21 protein-coding genes and 1 other RNA gene are annotated in these 21,412 nt (G+C 61.1%); 14 read left to right on the forward strand and 8 right to left on the reverse strand.

What is annotated here, in order from left to right; genetic code table 11:
* The first annotated feature begins 255 nt into the window (after nucleotides 1-255).
* Together GNP00_RS14045 and GNP00_RS14050 are read left to right on the forward strand one after the other, a co-directional pair.
* On the forward strand, nucleotides 256-1,743 hold the full coding sequence (locus tag GNP00_RS14045; RefSeq protein WP_011581093.1) for a leucyl aminopeptidase: 1,488 nt from the start codon (nucleotides 256-258) through the stop codon (nucleotides 1,741-1,743).
* Nucleotides 1,744-1,892: 149 nt separating this feature from the next.
* A complete protein-coding gene (locus GNP00_RS14050; RefSeq protein ID WP_041545378.1) occupies nucleotides 1,893-2,366 on the forward strand; it encodes a DNA polymerase III subunit chi in 474 nt (157 codons plus the stop codon).
* 271 nt (nucleotides 2,367-2,637) lie between these two features.
* On the opposite strand, the gene GNP00_RS14055 is transcribed toward GNP00_RS14050, so the two are convergent.
* The 3 genes from GNP00_RS14055 to ssrA form a co-directional block, all read right to left on the reverse strand.
* Nucleotides 2,638-4,515 carry an ABC-F family ATP-binding cassette domain-containing protein gene (locus GNP00_RS14055; RefSeq protein ID WP_011581091.1) on the reverse strand — a complete coding sequence of 626 codons (1,878 nt, stop codon included), beginning with the start codon at nucleotides 4,513-4,515 and terminating at the stop codon, nucleotides 2,638-2,640.
* Between the two features lie 78 nt (nucleotides 4,516-4,593).
* Nucleotides 4,594-5,151 (reverse strand): AAA family ATPase, encoded by a 558-nt coding sequence (locus GNP00_RS14060; protein ID WP_011581090.1) that lies wholly within the window; start codon nucleotides 5,149-5,151, stop codon nucleotides 4,594-4,596.
* An 87-nt stretch (nucleotides 5,152-5,238) separates the two neighbouring features.
* Nucleotides 5,239-5,608, reverse strand: a transfer-messenger RNA (tmRNA) gene (ssrA, locus tag GNP00_RS14065).
* Nucleotides 5,609-5,733: 125 nt separating this feature from the next.
* Here ssrA and GNP00_RS14070 point away from each other — a divergent pair.
* From GNP00_RS14070 to GNP00_RS14100, 7 genes are all read left to right on the forward strand, one after another.
* Entirely contained in the window at nucleotides 5,734-6,045 is a 312-nt protein-coding gene (locus tag GNP00_RS14070) for a DUF2853 family protein (protein ID WP_011581089.1), read from the forward strand.
* An 83-nt stretch (nucleotides 6,046-6,128) separates the two neighbouring features.
* Complete coding sequence (locus GNP00_RS14075; RefSeq protein ID WP_011581088.1) at nucleotides 6,129-6,923, forward strand: thymidylate synthase; 795 nt, start codon at nucleotides 6,129-6,131, stop codon at nucleotides 6,921-6,923.
* A gap of 22 nt (nucleotides 6,924-6,945) precedes the next feature.
* Entirely contained in the window at nucleotides 6,946-7,449 is a 504-nt protein-coding gene (locus tag GNP00_RS14080; RefSeq protein WP_011581087.1) for a dihydrofolate reductase, read from the forward strand.
* A gap of 140 nt (nucleotides 7,450-7,589) precedes the next feature.
* The gene (gene hflK, locus GNP00_RS14085; RefSeq protein WP_011581086.1) at nucleotides 7,590-8,720 is read left to right on the forward strand and encodes an FtsH protease activity modulator HflK; all 1,131 of its coding nucleotides are present in this window, start codon (nucleotides 7,590-7,592) and stop codon (nucleotides 8,718-8,720) included.
* Entirely contained in the window at nucleotides 8,720-9,706 is a 987-nt protein-coding gene (hflC, locus tag GNP00_RS14090) for a protease modulator HflC (RefSeq protein ID WP_011581085.1), read from the forward strand. Before hflK ends, hflC begins: the two co-directional genes overlap by 1 nt.
* Nucleotides 9,707-9,753: 47 nt before the next feature.
* Entirely contained in the window at nucleotides 9,754-9,939 is a 186-nt protein-coding gene (locus GNP00_RS14095; RefSeq protein ID WP_011581084.1) for a DUF2065 family protein, read from the forward strand.
* Nucleotides 9,940-10,369: 430 nt separating this feature from the next.
* The gene (locus tag GNP00_RS14100) at nucleotides 10,370-11,785 is read left to right on the forward strand and encodes a DegQ family serine endoprotease (RefSeq protein WP_011581083.1); all 1,416 of its coding nucleotides are present in this window, start codon (nucleotides 10,370-10,372) and stop codon (nucleotides 11,783-11,785) included.
* Here GNP00_RS14100 and GNP00_RS14105 read toward each other — a convergent pair.
* Together GNP00_RS14105 and serB are read right to left on the reverse strand one after the other, a co-directional pair.
* The gene (locus GNP00_RS14105) at nucleotides 11,771-12,337 is read right to left on the reverse strand and encodes a GNAT family N-acetyltransferase (RefSeq protein WP_011581082.1); all 567 of its coding nucleotides are present in this window, start codon (nucleotides 12,335-12,337) and stop codon (nucleotides 11,771-11,773) included. The genes GNP00_RS14100 and GNP00_RS14105 overlap by 15 nt on opposite strands.
* On the reverse strand, nucleotides 12,334-13,221 hold the full coding sequence (gene serB / locus GNP00_RS14110; protein WP_011581081.1) for a phosphoserine phosphatase SerB: 888 nt from the start codon (nucleotides 13,219-13,221) through the stop codon (nucleotides 12,334-12,336). Before serB ends, GNP00_RS14105 begins: the two co-directional genes overlap by 4 nt.
* Nucleotides 13,222-13,249: 28 nt before the next feature.
* Between serB and miaA the strand changes: the two genes are divergently transcribed.
* Together miaA and GNP00_RS14120 are read left to right on the forward strand one after the other, a co-directional pair.
* Nucleotides 13,250-14,128, forward strand: coding sequence for a tRNA (adenosine(37)-N6)-dimethylallyltransferase MiaA (gene miaA, locus GNP00_RS14115; protein WP_011581080.1), 879 nt, complete (start codon nucleotides 13,250-13,252; stop codon nucleotides 14,126-14,128).
* Between the two features lie 126 nt (nucleotides 14,129-14,254).
* Entirely contained in the window at nucleotides 14,255-15,034 is a 780-nt protein-coding gene (locus GNP00_RS14120; RefSeq protein ID WP_011581079.1) for a GGDEF domain-containing protein, read from the forward strand.
* Between the two features lie 26 nt (nucleotides 15,035-15,060).
* Here GNP00_RS14120 and GNP00_RS14125 read toward each other — a convergent pair whose 3' ends face one another.
* A complete protein-coding gene (locus GNP00_RS14125; protein WP_011581078.1) occupies nucleotides 15,061-15,882 on the reverse strand; it encodes a flagellar biosynthetic protein FliO in 822 nt (273 codons plus the stop codon).
* 186 nt (nucleotides 15,883-16,068) lie between these two features.
* On the opposite strand from GNP00_RS14125, the gene cckA reads away from it, so the two are divergent.
* The gene (gene cckA / locus GNP00_RS14130; RefSeq protein ID WP_011581077.1) at nucleotides 16,069-18,669 is read left to right on the forward strand and encodes a cell cycle histidine kinase CckA; all 2,601 of its coding nucleotides are present in this window, start codon (nucleotides 16,069-16,071) and stop codon (nucleotides 18,667-18,669) included.
* Nucleotides 18,670-18,678: 9 nt separating this feature from the next.
* On the opposite strand, the gene pncB is transcribed toward cckA, so the two are convergent.
* Nucleotides 18,679-19,983, reverse strand: coding sequence for a nicotinate phosphoribosyltransferase (gene pncB, locus GNP00_RS14135; RefSeq protein ID WP_011581076.1), 1,305 nt, complete (start codon nucleotides 19,981-19,983; stop codon nucleotides 18,679-18,681).
* A gap of 241 nt (nucleotides 19,984-20,224) precedes the next feature.
* Here pncB and GNP00_RS14140 point away from each other — a divergent pair, with 241 nt between their 5' ends.
* On the forward strand, nucleotides 20,225-20,560 hold the full coding sequence (locus GNP00_RS14140) for a hypothetical protein (RefSeq protein WP_011581075.1): 336 nt from the start codon (nucleotides 20,225-20,227) through the stop codon (nucleotides 20,558-20,560).
* A gap of 42 nt (nucleotides 20,561-20,602) precedes the next feature.
* Here GNP00_RS14140 and GNP00_RS14145 read toward each other — a convergent pair whose 3' ends face one another.
* A complete protein-coding gene (locus tag GNP00_RS14145) occupies nucleotides 20,603-20,878 on the reverse strand; it encodes a hypothetical protein (RefSeq protein WP_011581074.1) in 276 nt (91 codons plus the stop codon).
* Nucleotides 20,879-21,148: 270 nt separating this feature from the next.
* On the opposite strand from GNP00_RS14145, the gene GNP00_RS14150 reads away from it, so the two are divergent.
* Nucleotides 21,149-21,412 (forward strand): hypothetical protein, encoded by a 264-nt coding sequence (locus GNP00_RS14150; RefSeq protein WP_011581073.1) that lies wholly within the window; start codon nucleotides 21,149-21,151, stop codon nucleotides 21,410-21,412.

Below are 21,412 nucleotides of genomic sequence, written 5' to 3' on the forward strand. Positions count from 1 at the left end.
TCTTGGAAATGTCCTGTGCCGAGAAGCACACCGATTCGCTCCACCGCGAAACCGCAGCCGGCAATCGTCCCCGATAGCAATGTGAGGCCGGCAGGCCTAAAGAACCGGAAAAGAACGCAGTAAATGAAAACTTACCCGCAACCCTAAGCCCCAAATTCCTTTACACAGGTTTGGATATTCCTTCCACCCCTTGTCAAACGATTCAAAAGCGCCAAGATCGCGCCACCCTCCGTTTTTCACGCCACAGGATACCCAATGACCGAGAAACCGACGATCGCCTTCGCCAAATTTGCCGCGCCCAAAAAAGGCAGCGTTATCCTGCTTGTGCCGGAGGGCGGGAATCTCGGCCAGGCCGCAACGGCAGCGGACCCGGCCGGCGTGATGCCTAAGGTTTTCGCGGCCGCCGAGTTCAAGGGCAAGCTGGCGGCCACGGTCGAGGCGCTGGCACCACAGGGAACGGCCTATGATCGGGTAGCCGTGATCGGAACAGGCAATCCAAGCGCGCTTACGGAACAATCCTGGCTTCAGATCGGCGGCGCGGCGGCCGCCGCGGCAAAGAACGCGGGAGAGGTGACCGTGATAGCGGACGTGGCGGGATTGGAGCTCTCCGCGCGCGAGGCGGCCAATATCGGGCTCGGCATTCTCCTTCGCTCCTATGTCTTCGACAAATACAAGACCCGCAGGGATGAAAACGGCATCAAGGCAAGGGACAAGAAATTCACCATCCAGTGCGCCGATCCCAATGCGGCAAAGAAGGCCTTTGCGGAAGCATCTGCCCTGGGGGACGGCGTCTATCTTGCCAGGGACCTCGTCAATGAGCCGGCCAATGTGCTGGGTCCGGTGGAGTTCGCCGCTCAGGCCAAGGCATTGGAGTCGCTCGGCGTGAAGGTCGACGTCCTGACTGAAAGGGAGATGAAGAAGCTCGGCATGGGCGCGCTCCTGGGCGTCGCGCAAGGCTCGGTTCGCCCGCCGCGACTCGTCGTCATGCAGTGGAACGGCGGCAAGCCGAAGCAGAAGCCGGTGGCTTTTGTGGGCAAAGGAGTCGTGTTCGATACCGGCGGCATTTCCATCAAGCCCGCCGCCAGCATGGAAGACATGAAGGGCGATATGGCGGGGGCGGCGGCCGTCGTTGGCCTCATGCACGCGCTGGCCGCCCGCAAGGCAAAAACCAACGCGGTGGGAATCATCGGACTCGTCGAGAACATGCCGGACGGCAATGCCCAGCGGCCGGGCGATATCGTCACCTCCATGTCCGGCCAGACGATCGAGATCATCAATACGGATGCGGAAGGCCGGCTCGTGCTTGCCGATGCTCTCTGGTACTGCAAGGAGCAGTTCAAGCCGCAGTTTATGGTGAACCTCGCCACGCTGACGGGAGCCATCATCGTCGCGCTCGGGAACAGCCATGCCGGCCTCTTCTCCAATGACGACACGCTATCAGAAAGGCTCACCGCGGCCGGACAGGCGACTGGCGAGAAGGTGTGGCGCATGCCTCTGGGCAGCGAGTACGACAAGCTGATCGACACCAAAAACGCCGACATGAAGAATACCGGCGGACGCCAGGCCGGCTCGATCACCGCCGCACAATTCCTGAAGCGTTTCGTGGACGATACGCCCTGGGCGCATCTGGACGTGGCAGGCACGGCGATGGGGTCGCCGTCATCGGAGATCAACCAGTCCTGGGCGTCGGGCTTCGGCGTGCGGCTTCTGGATCGCCTCGTGGCGGATCACTACGAGGGTTAGGCCCAGTAGGGCAGTAGGGGGCGTATTCATTACCTTGAGATTTGGTCGCCTTGCCTGAACATTACCGTCTTACCAGCGATCAAACATATTGAGCTGGTAAAAGCATGCCCCTACTGCCCTACGTCATCAATTTGCAGGCAGCGCGCGCCATGGAAGTTCTCTTCTATCACCTGACCGAATCAACGCTGGAAGAAGCGTTGCCTCCGCTCGTGGAAAAAAGCCTCGAGCGGGGCTGGCGCGTGGGGATCCAGACGGCGAGCGAGGAGCGGCGTGACGCGCTCGACGCCTGCCTATGGACCTTCCGGGACGACAGCTTCGTGCCGCATGCGACAGATCGCGAGCCGCATGCAGCGGAGCAGCCGGTGATTCTCACCACCGCGCCGGCCAACCCCAACGGGGCCTCAATCCGCTTTCTTGTCGAGGGCGCGGAGCCTGGATCTCTCGACGGATATCAGCGCGCCGTTTTCCTTTTCGATGGGCACGACACCAGTCAGCTCGACGCCGCGCGGGCGCATTGGAAGGCGATGAAGGCCGCAGGCCATGATGTTACCTACTGGCAGCAGGGCCCTGACCGTCGCTGGCAAAGGAAGCGTGAGCGGGGGGAATCGGCAATAAGGCAGTAGGGCCCTTAAACATCCGGGGGGGGGAGACGTTCAGGCATGGATCCTCGGATCAAGCCCGAAGATGACGAGGAGGGAGGATTTCCGCCAATCATCTACGCTGGCGACTGGCGGGAATGCCATTGCATTCGTCATCCTCGGGCTTGATCCGAGGATCCATGCCTGAACATCAACGCGCCACGGCGGTCAAGAACAGGTGAAGTAGAGCTCGTTCCGAGTTACGGTTGAGATGTCTCAACCTACTGCCCTACTGCTTAATTCCTTACTGCCCAATCTACTCAGCCACCCCTTCCTCATATTCCGTCGAAAGCTCCAGCCACTTCTCCTCCTGGCGCGCGAGCGCTTGCGCCAGGTCCGCGCGCTCCTTGCCGAGCGTGGAGATCTTTCCCGGGTCGCGGGCATAAAGGCCGGGATCGGCCATTTGGGCCTCGATTGCTTCGATGCGCTTGCGTGTACGCTCGATCAGCCCTTCCGTGGCCTTGATTTCCTTGGCGAGCGGTTCGAGTGCGGCGCGACGTTTCGCAGCTTCCCTCCGGCGGTCGGCCTTCGACGCCTTGTCGGCTTCGCGCCGCTCGCGGTTGCGGCTTCCTCCACCGGTCGTCAGCGCGCGATAATCTTCCATGTCGCCGTCGTAAGGCTGCACGGTTCCGTGGTTCACGAGCCACAGCCGGTCGGCGCAGGCCTCGATAAGGTGCCGGTCGTGGCTGATGAGGATCACAGCCCCCTCGAACTCGTTCAACGCTTCCACCAATGCCTCGCGGCTGTCGATGTCGAGGTGGTTGGTCGGCTCGTCGAGGATGAAGAGGTGAGGCGCCTCGAAGGAGGCAAGCCCCATGAGCAGCCGCGCCTTTTCGCCGCCCGAAAGCTCCTTGGCCGGCGTATCCATCTTCTCCGTCGAAAGGCCGAACTGGGCCACACGCGCGCGCACCTTCGCTTCGGGCGCATCCGGCATAAGCCGGCGCACATGCTGGTGCGCGTTCTCCTCCGGCCTCAGGTCATCAAGCTGGTGCTGCGCAAAAATCGAGACCTTCAGGCCCGGCGCGAGCGTCATCGTTCCGCTTTCAAGCTTGAGCCTGCCGGCGATCAGCTTGGCAAAGGTGGACTTGCCGTTGCCGTTCGACCCCAGAAGAGCGATGCGGTCGTCATTGTCGATGCGCAGCGTCAGGTTCTTCAGGATTGGCCGGCCGGGTTCATAGCCCACCGCGCCGCTATCGATCGCGACGATGGGAGAGGCGACTGTCTTTACCGGATTAGGGAACCGGAACGGCCTGACATTCTCGTTCACCGTGGCCGCGATGGGCTTCATCCGCTCCAACGCTTTCAGGCGCGATTGCGCCTGCCGCGCTTTGGACGCCTTGGCCCGGAAGCGCTCCACAAAGGCTTCCATATGCTTCTTCTGCGCTTCCTGCTTGGTGCGCATCTTTTCCTGCAATTCGGCCTTTTCGGCATATTGCCGGGCGAACTGGTCATAACCGCCGCGCCAGAAGGTGAGCTTCTTCCCCTCCAGATGCACGATGTTGTTGACCGCATGGTTCAGGAGGTCGCGGTCGTGGCTGATGAGCAGCACCGTGTAGGGATATTTCGCCAGGTAGCCTTCCAGCCAGAGCGTGCCTTCGAGGTCGAGATAGTTGGTGGGCTCGTCGAGAAGCAGGAGATCGGGCTCGGCGAAGAGCACCGCCGCGAGCGCCACACGCATACGCCAGCCGCCGGAAAAGGAGGAGGCTGGGCGCTTCTGTGCTGCCGGACCGAAGCCAAGGCCGGCTAGGATCGCCGCGGCGCGTGCCTCCGCGGAATGGGCGTCAATATCGGCAAGCCGGGTTTGAATCTCGGCGATGCGGTGCGGGTCCTCGGCCGTCTCTGCCTCCCGCATCAGCCGGTCGCGCTCGGTATCGGCCTTGAGCACTATGTCGATCAGCGGCTCCTCGGTGCCGGGGGCCTCCTGTGCCACCTGGCCGATGCGCGTGCCCTTCGGCAGGCTGATCGAGCCCGTTTCCGGCGAAAGCTCGCCCGTGATGGCGCGGAAAAGCGTCGTCTTGCCGGTGCCGTTTCGGCCGACAAGGCCGGCTTTCGTGCCGGCGGGCAGCGTCAAGGAGGCCTGCTCGATGAGGAGCCGGCCTGCAACGCGGAGCGAGAGATCATTGATGTTCAGCATAGCCGCGCGGTTTTGGCCGAGGCCGCCTGCGCTTGCAAGCCCGTTCAGCGATTTTCCGGAGCGCTGATCTCGGCCCGGCTATCCCTTGGCGCAATTCAGGACGAACTCACAGCGCTCGTCCACGGAAAGGCGGGGGATGCAGACCAGCCTGTAACCAAGTTCAAGATATATCGCTCGCATGGCCTCATAGGTACGTTCAGCTTCGTCGAGGGTTTGCTTTCGCTCCGAATCCGTCGAGAAGATTTCCGGCCATGGCGGGAGGATGAACACAGTCTCGCTATAGCGAAAGCTCTCCGTTGCGCGACGCAGGTGTAGCGGGACCGGAAGGCTGGAAAGGCGCAGGTAGCCGACCGTGTCGGGAATCCCGCGGTCGAAGAATGTGAACTTCGACGGGTCCGCCGATTCGAAGGAACGCAGGTCCCATGCGAGCATCAGCTCGGCAAAAAGCGCGGGATCTTGATCGGGAAGGGCGGGACCGCCGATCGCCCGCTGCGCTCGGATGATCGACCGGCCGGCCTCTGGCGCGATCGCAAAACCATCTTTTGAAAGGCGTTCCAGCAGGGTGGTCTTGCCCGCGCCTGGGCCCCCGGTGACGACGAAAAAATTGCGGCGGTGCTGCGGCACTGCGGTTGGCATGAAAAGGCTCCCATTGGAAATAGGCGCAGACGCAGAAGCGGCGTCTTGCAGCAAAGATTGGAATGTCGGGGATAAGAAGGGGAGAGAAGTGGAGGCTTCTGTTGCCAGGTGCCTCCGAACCCCGCTCAGGCCTGCGACGGCCTGAGACTTGAATTGAAGCTATCGCGCTGCATTAAGCAGCGAGACGTGCTTCCGCATAGTTGTCGTTGGCAACTATAAGGTTCGGTCCGATAACGGTGGTACCATGCCGAGCGAAAGTCCGATCTTTACACCCTCGTCGATCCTATTTCGCCCCCATCAGAAGCCGCCCTTCGCATCGCATGGGCCGGCGGTTTCTGGTGGAGGCGCCGGGTACCGCCCCCGGGTCCGAATGGCTTATTGCATCGTCCGTTTATCGCCATAGTCGGCCGAAACCGACAGACCCAATATAGGCATGAGATCCGGCCGATGAAAGGGGGGGCGGCCGTCTTACAGCGCCATTTTTCGTTGACTTCTCGATACCTTGCACCGAAGGTCAGCCTGCGGGGGCGCCCGGGGGACGGGTGCTGGTCGGGCGGGTAGCACGGAGAGGAAGGATTTCTCATGTCTAACTATCTTGCGGACGTACAGAAATATGATGCCAGCGCCGATGCAGCGGCGGTGGACAAAATCGTCAAGCATCTCGGTATTGCGCTGCGCAGCCGGGACGCTTCTCTGGTTTCTTGCAGCGACCCTGAAGAGCTTGCCCGTGTGCGTGAAAAGTGGTGCGTGAAATCGCTCGGCGAGACAGATGCGGCGCGCTGCGATTCGGTCATCGAGAAGGTCTGTGAAACGATGTCGGCCGACCACTCTAAAAGCCGCGTGACCTTTTATTACCTCGTCGCGAAACATCTAGGCAAACTATCTTCGCTTTAAAGCCGGTACTCCACCGGCGGGCATTTTTCCGCTCGCCGGTTCGGCTTATGCTGCTCCGCTAAAGACCTCCGATTCGGTTCCCCATGCGCCAATATCTCGATCTGCTTGCCCATGTGCTCGAAAACGGCATCGACCGCGAAGACCGGACTGGCACCGGCACGCGCGGCGTCTTCGGGTATCAGATGCGCTTCGACCTTTCGGACGGGTTTCCGGTGCTGACCACGAAAAAGCTGCATCTCCGGTCGATCATCTATGAGCTTTTATGGTTCCTGAAGGGCGATACCAATATCCGCTACCTTCAGGAGAACGGTGTGACGATATGGGACGAGTGGGCCGATGAGAACGGCGACCTCGGGCCAGTTTATGGCGCGCAGTGGCGATCCTGGCCCGCGCCGGACGGGCGGCATATCGACCAGATTGCGAATCTTCTCAATGGATTGAGGGAAAATCCTTATTCGCGGCGTCACATCGTGACGGCCTGGAACCCGGCTGAGATCGACGGGATGGCCTTGCCGCCCTGCCATTGCCTTTTCCAATTCCATGTGGCCGAGGGGCGTCTCTCATGCCAGCTCTACCAGCGCTCGGCGGACATCTTCCTTGGCGTGCCCTTCAACATCGCCTCCTATGCGCTGCTTACCATGATGATCGCGCAGGTTACCGGCCTGAAGCCGGGCGACTTCGTTCACACGCTTGGCGATGCGCATCTTTACAAGAACCACTTCGACCAGGCGCGCGAGCAGCTGACGCGCACGCCGAAGCCGCTGCCGACGATGTGGATCAACCCGGAGGTGGATGATCTCTTCGCCTTTGGCTACGAGGATTTTCGTTTGGAGGGCTATGTGGCCGATCCGACGATCCGCGCGCCCATCGCCGTATAGGCCAACAGATTGCGAGCGTCGAATGAAGCTTTCTCTCGTCGTGGCTGTCGCCAATAACGGCGTCATCGGCCACCAAGGTGATTTGCCGTGGCGGTTGTCCACAGATCTGAAGCGCTTCAAAGCCGTGACCATGGGCAAGCCCATAATCATGGGGCGAAAGACCTGGCAGAGCATAGGGAAGCCGCTCCCGGGACGCCAGAATATCGTGATTAGCCGCAATCCCGCTTTCACGGCGGAAGGGGCGTATGCCGCCGGTTCGCTTGACGAGGCGATCGCGCTGGCCGGCCGGCAGGACGGTATCGAGGAGATCTGCGTCATCGGAGGCGCAGAAATTTACCGGCAGGCGCTTTCTCGCGCCGATATCCTCCATGTTACTCATGTCGAGGCCGACGTGGAGGGCGATGCCGTTTTTCCCGAAATCGATCCGCAGGTTTGGCGGCCCGTTCATAGCGAAAGCGTGCCCGCCGGCGAAAAGGATGTTTACCCAACGCGCTATGTGATTTACGAGCGGCGGCAGGCGGTCTGATGCGGATTTGGGAAGCGGCGGCATGAAATGGCCGCACGACATTGAGCGGCTGCGTTGAAAGCCTGCTTCCCGACACCTATAAATGGCCGAACGGCAATGTCGCGGCTTGCAGGGCCGCCGGCACAGGAAAAGGAACAATAATGCCCTGGAACAATCAAGGTGGCGGTGGCCCTTGGGGTGGAGGAAATGGCGGGGGACCTTGGGACCAGGGACCCCGTGGACCAAGCGGCCCTCAATCTTCGCCTCCGGATCTGGAGGAGATCATCCGGCGCGGTCAGGACAAGCTGCGTCGCGCACTACCCGGCGGGGGCGGGCGCAGCCCGGCCATGGTAGCCCTGATAGCGCTGGTGCTTGTTGGACTCTGGCTCTTCAAGTCCATCTACACCGTGCAGCCGGATGAAATTGCCGTCGAGCTGCGCTTCGGAAAACCCAAGGCTGAATTGTCCGAGCCCGGCCTGCATTTTCATTGGTGGCCGGTCGAAACCGTCGATACGGTTTCCATTGCCGAGCGGCTGGTCGATATCGGCGAGATCCGCAGCGGCGCTTCCTCAGGCCTGATGCTTTCCGGCGACCAGAATATCGTCGATGTGAAATTCTCCGTTGCTTACCAAGTGGACGATCCGATCGCCTATCTCTTCCGTGTCGACGATCCCGACGGGATGGTTCGGCAGGTGGCCGAAAGCGCCATGCGCGAAGTGGTAGGCCGCCGTCCGGCCCAGGATATTTTCCGCGATGACCGCCAGGGCATCGCCCTGGATGTGCAGAACATCATTCAGCAGACGCTCAATGATTACGGCACCGGTGTTCGCGTCAACGCCCTTTCGATCGAGGATGTCGCTCCCCCGCGCGAGGTGGCCGATGCCTTCGACGAGGTGCAGCGCGCCGAACAGGATGAAGATCGCTTCGTGGAGGAATCGAACCAGTACGCGAACCAGCAGCTTGGCCAGTCCCGCGGCGAAGCGGCGCAAATTCGGGAAGAGGCCGCGGCCTACAAGAACCGGGTTGTGCTGGAGGCGGAAGGTGAGGCGCAGCGCTTTCTTTCCGTCTACGAGGAATACGCTAAGGCGCCTGATGTGACTCGGATGCGCCTCTATCTGGAAACGATGGAGAACGTGTTGCGCGGCTCCAATAAAGTGCTCGTTGAACCGGGCTCGGGACAGAGCGTTCTGCCATATCTCCCGCTGCCCGAACTTAGGCGAACCGCGCCGCAGGCGTCCACCACACAAAATTCAAACCAGCCTGGCGTTCAGGCGCAAGGGGGGAATAACTGATGCAGAACCGTCTTCCCTTCATCGCCGTTCTTGCAGCGCTGGTGCTGTTCCTGCTCTATTCCTCCGTGTTCGTGGTGAACGAACGGCAGCAGGCGATCGTCCTGCGCTTCGGCGAGATCGTGCGGGTCGAGCGCCAGCCCGGCCTTTATTTCAAGCTGCCCTTCGCCTTCGCCGGGGCTGATAATGTACAGGTGATCGAAGACCGCATCCTGCGCTTCGACCTCGACGATATCCGGGTTCAGGTATCCGGCGGCAAGTTCTACGAGGTGGATGCTTTTGTCGCCTATTCGATCAATGATCCGATGCGTTTCCGGCAGGCCGTTTCCGGCAGCATTCAGCTCGCTGAACAGCGTCTGCGCACCCGTCTCGATGCGGCGCTTCGGCGCGTTTATGGTCTGCGTGGCTTCGAGGCGGCGCTCTCGGAAGAGCGTGGCTCCATGATGCGCGAGGTCGCCGATCAGCTTCGCCCGGATGCGGCGTCGCTCGGGGTCGAGATCAGGGACGTCCGCATTCGCCGCACGGATTTGACCGCTGAGGTTTCGCAGCAGACCTATGACCGCATGAAGGCGGAGCGCCTGGCCGAGGCTGAGCGCCTGCGCGCGCGGGGTCGTGAGGCGGCGGCGAGAATTCGCGCCCGCGCCGACCGTGAAGTGGTGGAGATTCTTGCTGCCGCACAGCGAGAGGCGGAGATCCTGCGTGGTGAAGGTGAAGGGCAACGCAACGCCATCTTTGCCGAGGCGTTTCAACGCGATCCCGGCTTCTTCGAGTTTTACCGCTCGATGGCGGCCTATCGCGAAGCGCTCGATCCTTCAGGAACGACCATGCTTCTTTCGCCGGATTCCGATTTCTTCCGCTTCTTCGGTTCTCCGAGTGGAAGAAACGGCGCCGGAGGCGAGCAAGATGCCGGCGGACCGTTGACCGGTGCGATCCCACCGGCCCAGGGGCAGGAACCTGCCCCCCGCTCTGCGCCAGCACCGGCGCAATAGGCAGAGCCGCGTTTGATGCGTCGTGCGTTTCCGGGGGGGCGGGTGCGGTGACTGACTTCATAGCCGCGCTCGGGCTCGTCCTTGTCTTTGAAGGACTGCTCTATGGTGCCTTGCCGCGGCTGGCCAAGCGCATGGCCGCGGACGTAATCGAAATGCCGGAAGGAGTAATGCGCGCAATTGGGCTTGCCGTGATGGCGGGCGGGGTCTTCGTCGTCTGGCTCGTGCGCGGATGACTTCTTCGCTGGCGCGACGGCGGTGCAAGGTTATATAAACTAGGAAGCTGTGAGGGAATTGGACTGGGGCCGTGCCGCAGCGCAAATCCCGAGCAGGCTGTAGCCGCAAACGCGCCGCATTCGGGCTTGAACATGCATGCATCTGGCCATCGGAGACTTGCCTATGCCCCGTGAACTCTCTCGAGCCGCCTGCAGGATCCTGGTGACCGCCGCCCTGCCGGTTGCCGTCGCGGCGATGCCCGCGATCGGGTTTGCGCAAACTGGCAACGGCAACACGGTTATAGAGCCAAGCCAGCAGCAGGCGCCGACTCAACAGCAGCCGGAAGGCGCTCCCGAGCAGCCCGCCCAGCCTGAAGGCAGCCCCGAACAGCTGCCTGCGCCCGGCGGGGACACGGAGCTTCTGCCGGTGCCGGATACCGGCACACAGGGAATGCGCGCGCCGCAAACCGGCATTCGTCCGCAGCACGGGCCCGACTCCGTCGCCGATCTGGCTGAAAACCTGCTAAAGGCCGTCGTCAACATCTCGACCTCCCAGAATGGCGGCTCGCGACGCGGACGCGTTCCTATGCCACGGTTGCCGGAAGGCTCGCCCTTTGAGGAGTATTTCGGCGAATTCTTCGACGGTGAAGGAGGCCAGCCACGTACCCCAGGACCTGGCGCTTCGCTGGGGTCTGGCTTTGTGATTGATGGCGAGGAAGGGATCATTGTCACCAACAATCACGTTATCGTGGATGCCGACGAAATCACTGTAAATTTCTCGGACGGCTCCGCGCGGAAGGCTGAGCTTGTGGGCGTCGACACGAAGACGGACCTTGCGGTCCTCAAGATCGACCCTGAGGGCGCGGCGTTGTCGGAGGTTCATTTCGGCGATTCCGAGACGATGAGAATCGGCGACTGGGTGATGGCGATCGGCAATCCGTTCGGGTTTGGGGGGTCCGTGACCGTCGGAATCATCTCGGCGCGCAACCGGCAGATCGGGTCGGGCCCCTATGACGACTACATCCAAACCGACGCGGCCATTAACCGCGGCAATTCCGGCGGGCCACTCTTTAACATGGCGGGAGAGGTAATCGGTATCAACACCGCCATCATTTCCCCTTCGGGCGGCTCCATCGGCATCGGCTTTGCCATCCCCTCGAACCTGGCGCTCAACGTCGTCGGCCAGCTTCGGGAATTCGGCGAGACGCGGCGTGGCTGGCTGGGCGTGCGCATTCAGCCCGTCACGGATGAGATTGCCGAAAGTCTGGGCCTAGATGAGGCGGCGGGCGTTCTGGTGAGCGGGATCGAGAAGGGTGGACCGGCCGACAATGGCCTCTTGCAGGCGGGCGATATCATTGTCGGCTTCAATGGCACCAAGGTCGCGGATGACCGCCAACTGCGCCGGTTGGTGGCGGAAAGCGGAGTCGGCAAAGAGATCGATCTCGAGATCCTCCGTAAGGGGGAGCGGGAAACCGTTAAAGTGACGCTGGGACGCCTGGAAGAGGAAAGCCAGCCGGCATCCGATACACAGGGCGAGGACACCGAGGAGGAGGGCTCACCCCTCGCTTCAGCCCAACTGTTGGGAATGACGATCAAGGAGTTGGACGAGGAAGGCCGCAGTCAGTTCAACTTGCCGGAAGACGTAACGGGCGTGCTTGTCGCGGAAGTGGAAGCAAATTCCGCCGCCGCCGAGCAGGGCATTCAACCCGGTGACGTGATCGTGGAAATAGCACTCCAGTCGGTATCTTCGCCTCAGGATGTGCTCGACGAGGTGGAAGCGCTGAAGCAGCAGGGACGCAAGAACGCCCTCCTCATGCTCTCTTCAAAATCGGGCGAGCTGCGTTTCGTTACGCTAAGGATGAACTGAACGCCGCCAGTCTGCGGAGGCGATTCGGTAAAGGACGTGACGCTTGAGCCACGGATGGGTGTCGGGCACGCCGGGGTGATCGAAGTCCCCGCCAACGATCTCGCGCATGCCGATGCGCCTCATGACGGCGATGGAACGCGCGTTGTTCCATACGGCGAAGGAAACGATCTCCTCAAGATGGAGCGTTTCGAAGCCGAAGCTCAGCCAGGCGCAGGCGGCTTCCGTCGCATAGGATTTGCCCCAGAATTCCGGCGCAAGCCGCCAGCCGATCTCCACCGTTCCGTCCGGCAGCGAGGGAATGCCGACGGCAGGACGCAGCCCGATAAAGCCGATGCACGCACCGTCCGACTTCAGTTCCGCGGCGGCAAAGCCATATCCGAGCCGGGAGATCTCATCCCGCAACCGGTCGAAGAGGGCGTCGGATGCCGCGCGGTCGCGTCTGAACGGAAAGAACTCCATCACCTTTTCATCGCAATTGATGCGATGAAAAAGGCCGCGGTCGCGCTCCTCCCAATTGCGCAGGATGAGACGGTCGGTGGTGATCGGGTTCATCGCGCAAAATCGTTGCGGCTATATCCCTGGAGATAGAGAAGCGCGGTAAGATCGCCATGGTCGATGCGGATATGCACCTCGGCTGCGACGGCGGGTTTCGCGTGGATTGCCACGCCGGTCCCCGCAAGCCTCAGCATATCGAGATCGTTGGCGCCGTCGCCCACAGCCATCACCTCGCTTAAATCCAGTTCGAGGCGGGCGGCAATCTCCAGGAGGGCAGCAGCCTTCGCCTGTCTGCCCAGGATCGGTTCCACCACCGTTCCCGCCAGTTTGCCGCTTTGAATGACAAGCTGGTTGGCCCGGTGCTCGTGGAAGCCGAGCAGAGCCGCGATCCGGCCGGTGAAAATGTCGAAACCGCCTGAAACGAGCGCCGTATAAGCACCGGCATTGCGCATGGTGGCGATCAGTTCGCGACCGCCTGCGGCCAGTGTTATCCGGCCGGTGATCACCTGCTCGATGACTTCCAGCTGAAGGCCTTCAAGAAGCGCCACGCGCTCGCGCAGGGCCGGCTCGAATGCGATTTCCCCGTTCATCGCGCGCGCTGTGATGGCCGCCACATGATCCTTGATGCCTATTTCGTCGGCCAGCTCATCGATGCATTCCTGATCGATCATGGTGGAATCCATGTCGGCGATGAGCATTTTCTTGCGGCGAGCCTGAGATGGCTGTACCGCGACATCCACTGGGGTGCCGGCCACGGCCTCGCGCAGGATTGCTTCTGCTTCTTCCTGTCTGGCGTCGTCGGGAAGCATTAGATCGCAGGCGATGGATTCATCCAGCCATCTGACTTCGCTTGCACCGACAGCGCGGCTCGCCATATTCGCCAGGGGCAGGCTCACGGCTGGTGACCGCGGGTTGGAGATGAGCGTTGCGACGAGGGCCATGAAAGAATCCGCCGAAAGTGGAAAACCGATGTTGAAAGGCGCCACCCTGATAGCCGGGCCTACGGCCAGCGGCAAGTCGGCGCTGGCGCTTCAAATGGCGCGGGAAAGAGATGGCGTCATCGTGAACGCGGACTCGATGCAGGTTTACTCAGTATTGCATCTCCTGACCGCGCGGCCCGGCCCGGAGGAACTCGCCATGGCGCCGCACCGGCTCTATGGTCACGTTCCTCCAAGCAAGCCTTATTCCACCGGCCGCTGGATCAGCGATGTGAGAGAGCTTATCGAGGCGGAAGCGCTCGCAAGGAGGGCGGTTATCTTTGTGGGCGGCACCGGGCTTTATTTTCGAGCGCTGACCGAGGGGCTGTCGCCGATGCCGGAGATACCCGAGGCGGTGCGAATACGCTGGCGCAAGCGGCTGGCGGAAGAAGGAGGAGAGGCGCTGCATCGGCTGCTGGGCGAAGCAGATCCCCTTGCCGCCAGCCGTATTCGCCCTTCCGATAGCCAGCGCATCGTGCGTGCTCTGGAAGTGGTGGAAGCCTCCGGCCGGCCGATCAGCTATTGGCAAGGGCAGGCTTCACATCCGCTGGTTGATATGACCTCCTGCCGAAAGATCGTTCTGATGCCTGACAGGAACACGCTTGCGAGCAGGATCGAAAAGCGTTTCGATCAGATGCTGCGGCACGGCGCCGTGGAAGAGGTGAAACAGCTGCTTGCGCTTGATCTGCCCCCTTCCATGCCGGCGATGAAGGCGATCGGCGTACGCGAGATTTCAGCGGTATTGGCAGGTGAAATCAGCCTAGATGAGGCCGGTTCACGCGCCATCGCGGCGACCAGGCAATACGCGAAGCGGCAAATAACGTGGTTTCGTCATCAACTCGGGCCGGATTGGGAGCATATGCCCGTTTGAGATTGGCAGCCGGGTATCTCTCTGGTGGAAAAATTATGGAAAGCCACAATCTTCAGTTTTCAATTAATTTCATATAAGCCCTCTCTGTGCCAACAACTTACAGATGTATTTTGCGTGGGTGGGGGCATGCGTTTCCATAAGGCAGAATCCGCATTTTTTGTTTTCATCGGTCTGGTTCTCTCGGCCGGCGTCACGCTGGCTGGCGCCTATGGCGTCATGAGCACCAGTACCCACGCGGCGCTTGCGAAAGAAATCGACGAGTTTGCCTGGCTTTTGCTCGCGACGGGCATATTGCTCGGCGCGGCAATCATTTTCGGCCTATTCTTCATTTATCCGATCATTCGGACCCAGGTGAAGGTGGAAGGCAAGCTTCGAGCCATGACCGAGACGTTGAGCGCGTGGTCGGAATCGCTGGAATACGCCGCCTTCACGGACAGTCTCACCGGAACGTATAATCGCCGGTACTTCGATGATGCCCTGGCCGAATATTTGCTGGAGTTCGGCCGCATCCATAAGCCTGTGGGGCTGATCATCCTCGATCTCGACCACTTCAAGCAGGTTAACGACGCCTATGGTCATGATATCGGCGACGAGGTTTTGCGCCGGGTCGCCCGCTGTCTGCAAGAGCTGACGCGCCATGATGACGTGGTGGCGCGTCTCGGAGGAGAGGAGTTCGCAATCCTCGCGCCGAATATGGACGAGCAGGGGCTGGCGAAACTGGGAGAGCGCGCTCGCCAGGCCATATCGGCGCTGGCCGTGAATGCGGGCAATATCCGGCTTCGAATCTCAACCAGCGTGGGCCTGGCAGTGTGGGACGGGAACGAAAGTGTGGAGGAATTTTATCGCCGCGCTGACCGCATGCTCTATCAGGCGAAACGCATGGGAAGGAATCGCGTTTGCGCCTGAGGAGCCTCGGATCTCGCCATCGCTGACTAGCGCTGGTTTCTTTCGTCCTCCACCAGATCGTCAAGGAGGCGGCTCATTTCCTCCTCGATCGAGGTTTCCTGGCGTTGGGGCACTGGTTCGGTCGTGGGCGCCTGTTGTCGCGGCGCGTCCGAAGCGGGCCGGATCTCTTCAAGAAATGCGGTATCGATCTCGTTTTCACGCGTGAGCGCCGGGGGACCGTCCTCACGCAACCCGCCGGTGGGTCCGGTGGGCGGGGTTTGTAATTGGTCCGGGCGCGCCGCGGGCGCTTCCGTGGGGCGGGGGCGTTGCTCGACCGGCAGAGGAGGAGGAGCAATCGGCGCTTCCCGGCGCTGCTGCTGTTGAGGTGCGGCGGCAGGTTCGCTGCGTGGAGAAGGAGATTCCGGGCGTGGAGCAAGATTCCGGACTGGAGAGGGCTGGCTCCTCTGCGCTTCCGTCGGGCGCGGCGGCACCGGCGAGGTGGGCGAAAGCGAAGGAGCAGGCCGCGCCTGCTGCGGTTCGCGCCGCTGCTGTTGCGCGGCCGCTGCAGCGGTATATGGGCGGATGTTCTGCTCCACCACAATGTCTGTCGGACCGCCAATCAAAATGAGATGCTCGATCTCGTCGCGGCGCACGAGCACCAGGCGCCGTCGCTCGTCGACAGCGGCCGCATCGATCACGGCAAGCCGCGGCACGCGATGACGTCCCCCCAATACGAAGGTTCCGGCGCCGCGGTTACGAATGATACGGATGACGATCAGCAGAATGACGAGGAGGACAAGTGCCGCAATCGTCCAAATCGCCGCTGTGGCAAATCCTCCACTCATCATACCGCCGAGCGACTCATTCATCAAATTTCCAGTCTCCGTTGATCCTAAAGGATCTATAACTAGGCGCTGATACGGGATGCGGCAACCCGGAATCGCCCATTCCACGGGGATTGACGGCCTGAAGCGCCCAGCCACCTTGCGCCGTCACACGGCACTGATATATGCGGATGCAAGGATGGGGCCGCGTAAACCGGCGCGAGGGAAGGGATGGCCAAACAAAATGGCACAGAAGCGGAGACGGCTCCCATCATCGACCAGGGGATAAGGCCGGGCATTCTGACACGGCTGATCGTCTTTATCGTCGTGCTGACCGGCTCCGCGCTGGTGATCGGCCTATTCCAGGATCGCCTGGGCGACAGCTTCCTGCTTGGCGTGCTCGGCGTGCTCGCCATGATCGGCGTCGGCTATCTCTTTGCCAGCGCGATCGGGCTCATTCAAATGGCGCGCCGCTCGTCCGGGGACGAGCTTTCCCGGTCCTTTGTCGATTCCATGCCCGAGGGCCTGCTGGTGGCCGACACCAAAGGGCGAATCCTCTATGCCAACAGCGCCTATGCGCAGCTTACCGGCGCGGGCTCGGCGACCGACGTCAAGGCGATTGAAGCACTGCTGTCGGACAACACGGAAGCCGCCCCTACGCTCGAAAGGCTGGCGGCGGGCCTGCGTGACGGAAAGGCCGGAGACGGCGAGTTCCGGCTTTCGCGGCCGATCCGGCCAGGAGCCGAGCCCGGCGCGCGCTGGTATCGCGTCTGGGCGCGCATCTTCAAGGTGCCTGGCCACCGCATGCCGCTTTCAGCGTGGCAGATCACCGACATTTCCAGTGAGCGCGCGGAACAGGAGCGCTTCTTCCTCGACCTGCAGAAAGCAATCGACCACCTCGACCAGGCGCCGGCAGGCTTTTTCGCCGCCGATGCCGACGGGCGCATCACCTATCTCAACGCGACGCTGGCGGAGTGGCTGGGAGTGGATCTTGCCAATTTCGTTCCGGGCCAGATTTCGTTGGCGCAGATCGTAGCGGGCGACGGGATGGCGCTTGTCCAGGCGGTGAAGGCCGAACAGGGCGAATGGCGCAGCGCCGTCATCGACCTCGACCTTGCCACGATGCGCGGAGAGGTTCTGCCGGTGCGGTTCCTGCATCGGGTCAGCGGTTTGCGCGACAGCTCGCCCGGTCCAACCCGCACGATCGTGCTCAATCGCACTCTGGGCGAGGATTCGTCGGCGGATCTGCGTGCGTCCGAGGTGCGGTTCACGCGCTTCTTCAATTCGACTCCCATGGCGATCGCCAGTGTCGACCAGGAGGGGCGCATCCTGCGCACGAACGCGCCGTTCCTGTCGCTCTTCTCGACCGTCGTCGATCGCGATGCGGTCGATCGGCGCATCCGGCTCGACATGGTTATGCATAAACGCGACCGCGAGGCTTTCGCGCTTGCGCTCGAAAAGGCGAAACAGCGTCAGGCGGATATCTCGCCCATCGACACGGTGCTTCCGGACAATGAGGAGCGTCATCTGCGCTTCTACGTGAATGCCGTGGCAGATCCCGGAGGGGAGGCGGCCGAAGAGGCCGCCATTGTCTACGCGGTCGAAACCACCGAGCAGAAGGCGCTTGAGGCGCAGATGGCGCAAAGCCAGAAAATGCAGGCGGTGGGTCAGCTTGCAGGCGGGATTGCACACGACTTCAACAATGTGCTGACCGCCATCATCATGGCTTCCGACCTTTTGTTGACGAACCACCGGCCGTCAGACCCGTCTTTCCCGGACATCATGAACATCAAGCAGAATGCCAATCGCGCGGCCTCGCTGGTGCGCCAGCTTCTGGCTTTCTCGCGGCGGCAGACATTGAGGCCCGAGGTGCTGAACCTCACGGATGTTTTGGCTGACATCCGGATGCTGCTTTCGCGGCTCGTCGGCAACGATGTTTCGCTGTCGGTCGAGCATGGGCAGGATCTTTGGCCGGTAAAGGCTGATATCGGCCAGTTCGAACAGGTGATCGTAAACCTGGCCGTGAACGCGCGCGATGCAATGCCCGAGGGCGGACAGCTGAAGATCCGCACAAGGAACGTAACGGCCGAGGATTGCGCAAAGTACCCCTATCGGGAACTTCAGCCGGCCGATTATGTGGTGGTGGAGGTGGAGGATACGGGCACCGGCATTGCGCCTGATGTGCAGAAGAAGATTTTCGAGCCGTTTTTCACCACGAAGGAGGTCGGCAAGGGCACGGGCCTCGGCTTGTCGATGGTTTACGGGATAGTTAAGCAGACCGGCGGCTTCATCTACTGCGATTCGGAGGTCGGGAAGGGGACCACATTCCGTATCTTCCTGCCGCGCCACCTGCAGATTGAGACGGAAGCGAGCCAGGAAAGGGCAGGCGCGACCGCCAAGGCAAACGGCGCCACCGAACCGGCACAGAAGGCAAAGCAGGAAAGCCGCGATCTCTCCGGCTCAGCGCGGGTGCTTCTGGTCGAGGACGAAGATGCCGTCAGGATGGGCAGCGTGCGCGCACTCACCTCGCGCGGCTATGAGGTCCACGAAGCCAGTTCCGGAACGGAGGCTCTGGAGATTTTCCATACGCTCGAGGGCAAGGTGGACATCGTCGTTTCAGATGTGGTGATGCCGGAGATGGACGGACCGACGCTGCTGCGCGAGTTGCGCAAGGTCCAGCCTGGAATCAAATTCATTTTTGTCTCGGGCTATGCTGAAGATGCGTTCGCCAAGAACCTGCCCGAGGACGCCATTTTCGGGTTCCTTCCGAAGCCGTTCTCCCTCAAGCAGTTGGCGACTACTGTTAAAGAGATGCTTGAGCAGGACGCGTAGGCGTTATCCCTACACCTCTACCGGCTGGTGCACGCGGTTGCGGCTGCCGAAAACGCGCAGATAACGCTGGATCTCCTCAGGCCTGCCGGTTGCCTTTTCCGGATTGTCGGAGAGCTTCACGGCGGGACGGCCGTTGGCACTGCTTACCTTGCAAACAAGCGATATCGCTTTCAGCCTGTCGATCTTTTCGGGGGCGCAGCCGTCGAAGTCGTTTGTAAGATTGGTTCCCCAGCCGAAGCTCAGGCGGGAACGGCCCTTGAAGTGCCGATATGTCTGCTCGATTGTATCGACGTCGAGGGCGTCGGAAAAGATCAGCAGCTTTTCCCGCGGGTCCCGGCCATGTTGCTCCCACCAGGAGATGATGCGCTCGCCGCCTTCGATGGGGGGCGCGCTATCGGGGCGGAAGCCGGTCCAATCCGCGACCCATCCCGGTGCGTCCTCAAGGAACGATTCGGTTCCGAACGTATCCGGCAGCACGATCAAGAGATTGCCGCCGTAATAGCTCTGCCAATCCTTGAGGACCTGATAGGGCGAGGCTTTCAGTTCCTCGTCGGAGCTGCTTAGCGCCGCAAGAACCATCGGAAGCTCGTGGGCATTCGTTCCCAGCGCTTCCAGGTCCGTATCCATGGCCAGCAGCACATTGGACGTGCCGGTGAAGGATTCGCCGATTCCTTCCTTCAAGGCCTCCACGCACCAGCGTTGCCATAAAAAGGAATGGCGGCGTCGCGTTCCGAAGTCGGAGATGCGAATGTCCGGGTACTTCTTCAGGCGTTCGACCTTTTCCCAGACCTTCGCCTTGGCGCGAGCGTAGAGCACGTCCAGGGCAAAGCGGCCAAGGGTGCGCATGGCCGCGCGTGAGCGCAATTCGTTGATTATGGCCAGAGCCGGAATTTCCCACATGGTGGTTTCCATCCAGCGGCCGTAAAAGTGAAGTTCAAACTGACCGTCGCGTCGCCTCAGCTCATATTCAGGCAGTTGGAAATCGGCGAGCCAAGCGAGGAACTCGGGGCTGAAGATCTGCTTGCGACCGTAGAAGGAATTGCCGGCGAGCCAGATCATCTCCTTTTTTGAAAAGCGGATCGTGCGGGCGTGGTCTAGCTGCGCACGCAACTCGGCCTCGTCTATTTCGTCGGCAAGGCGGACGCGATGGTTCCGGTTGGTCAGCGAAAAAGTGGCGTCCACATCCTGGTAGAGGCCCCAAATCATTTGGAGCATCAGAAGCTTGTAAAAATCCGTGTCGAGCAAGCTGCGGCAGATGGGATCAAGCTTCCAGGTGTGATTGTAAACCCGGCGTGCGATATCGGTAACGGTCATGACGCCCTTCGCGCTTGGCCAATTCCGGACCGGCAGGAGCAGATCCTGACGTCCATATTGAGCGCAACCCACACCTCCATGGCGCAAATGTCAATCTGGAGGAACGCGGACCGAGACGGAACAATCCAATGCTGGCTGGCGTTCCTTGCCGGCATAGGCTGCCCGAATGGTCGTTCGAACTCCTAAAAAATTGTGACCGTACCGGGCGAGATTTAACCCGGGGCGATTTTGAGGACCGATCATGGACGGCTTGATTTCAATCCTGCCAACAACCGGCCTAGCGGCCAGCCTGCTATTTTGCCTTTCGGTGTTGCCATCCGCTGGCCTTGCGCATGAAGCGAAATCGGGATGGGTCTACCCATATGCCTGTTGTTCCGACAATGATTGCCGTGAAGTGCCGGCCAGTCTCGTTTCCGAGCGTCCGGAAGGCTATGTCATAAAGCTCACGGGTGAGGTGGTCGCTTACTCGGACAAGCGCGTGCGGCAATCCCCGGACGGTGTTTATCACTGGTGCTCGATCGCAGGCGCCGACACAACGCGCACCATCTGCCTCTTCGTGCCTCCCAGATCGTTCTAAGCGCGCACGGAAATCCGGGAGTACCTGGAGGCTCGTCTTGCGTCAGGCACCGTCACGCGGGTCTTCCGATCCGTTGGAGGAAGAGTCGCGTGCCCTTGATCTGGTGGCCTTAGCCCCGTCGATGACTCCGAAATCCTGAGACTTTGCTCCTGTGGCAACCCGAAGAAAGCCACCGGACGCAAGACCCCGCCTCAACAGTTCACGGACTGCGGCGGCCCGGCTCGGCATGCGATTCTCAAATCGAAAGTCCTCAAGCGCCTTCAGTTCCTCGGCGCTCAGCATGATCTGCAGACGTTCTGGTCGCTCGAGCGCAGCCACCTATAGCCTCCTAACTTTGCTCACTGCGTCGTCTGTGGATTCAGGATTCGTCGTCACTTTTCAAGGTAAATGGTACAGCCAAAAAATTAGTCAAGTATGGCGAATGAGTAAGTGGCTAGCTTGGGTGCGGCAATGCAGGACAAGCAATGGTAGACTTCTACTAACTATTTGAAGGAACAGGGAAATTCGATTGCTTATGCAATAGTATGCGGCTATTATCTTCCTTTATCGCGGCTTTCTATCGGCCGCGAGCGGAGCCAGGAGGCCCCCATGCCCCGATTGTCCATAAAGCTCCTACAGGAATTGCACGCTGCGGTTCGTCGGGCTCTTGAACGTGATCGCCTGCTGAATGTGCCGGCGATTGCCTGGCAGATGAAGGCGCTGTTTCCCAACGAAAATATCAGCATCGCTGAACTGGAGGCGGAGGTGATGGCCGCCGGGATGGCGATGGACGCGGCGATGTTGTTTGAACGGCCCGAATCCTATCCGGCGCACCCTCCACTGCGCGACCCCGAGGGGACGACCCTGCATTGA

Origin of the sequence: Chelativorans multitrophicus (genome assembly GCF_011317445.1) — a bacterium.
Taxonomy (GTDB): Bacteria; Pseudomonadota; Alphaproteobacteria; order Rhizobiales; family Rhizobiaceae; genus Chelativorans; species Chelativorans multitrophicus.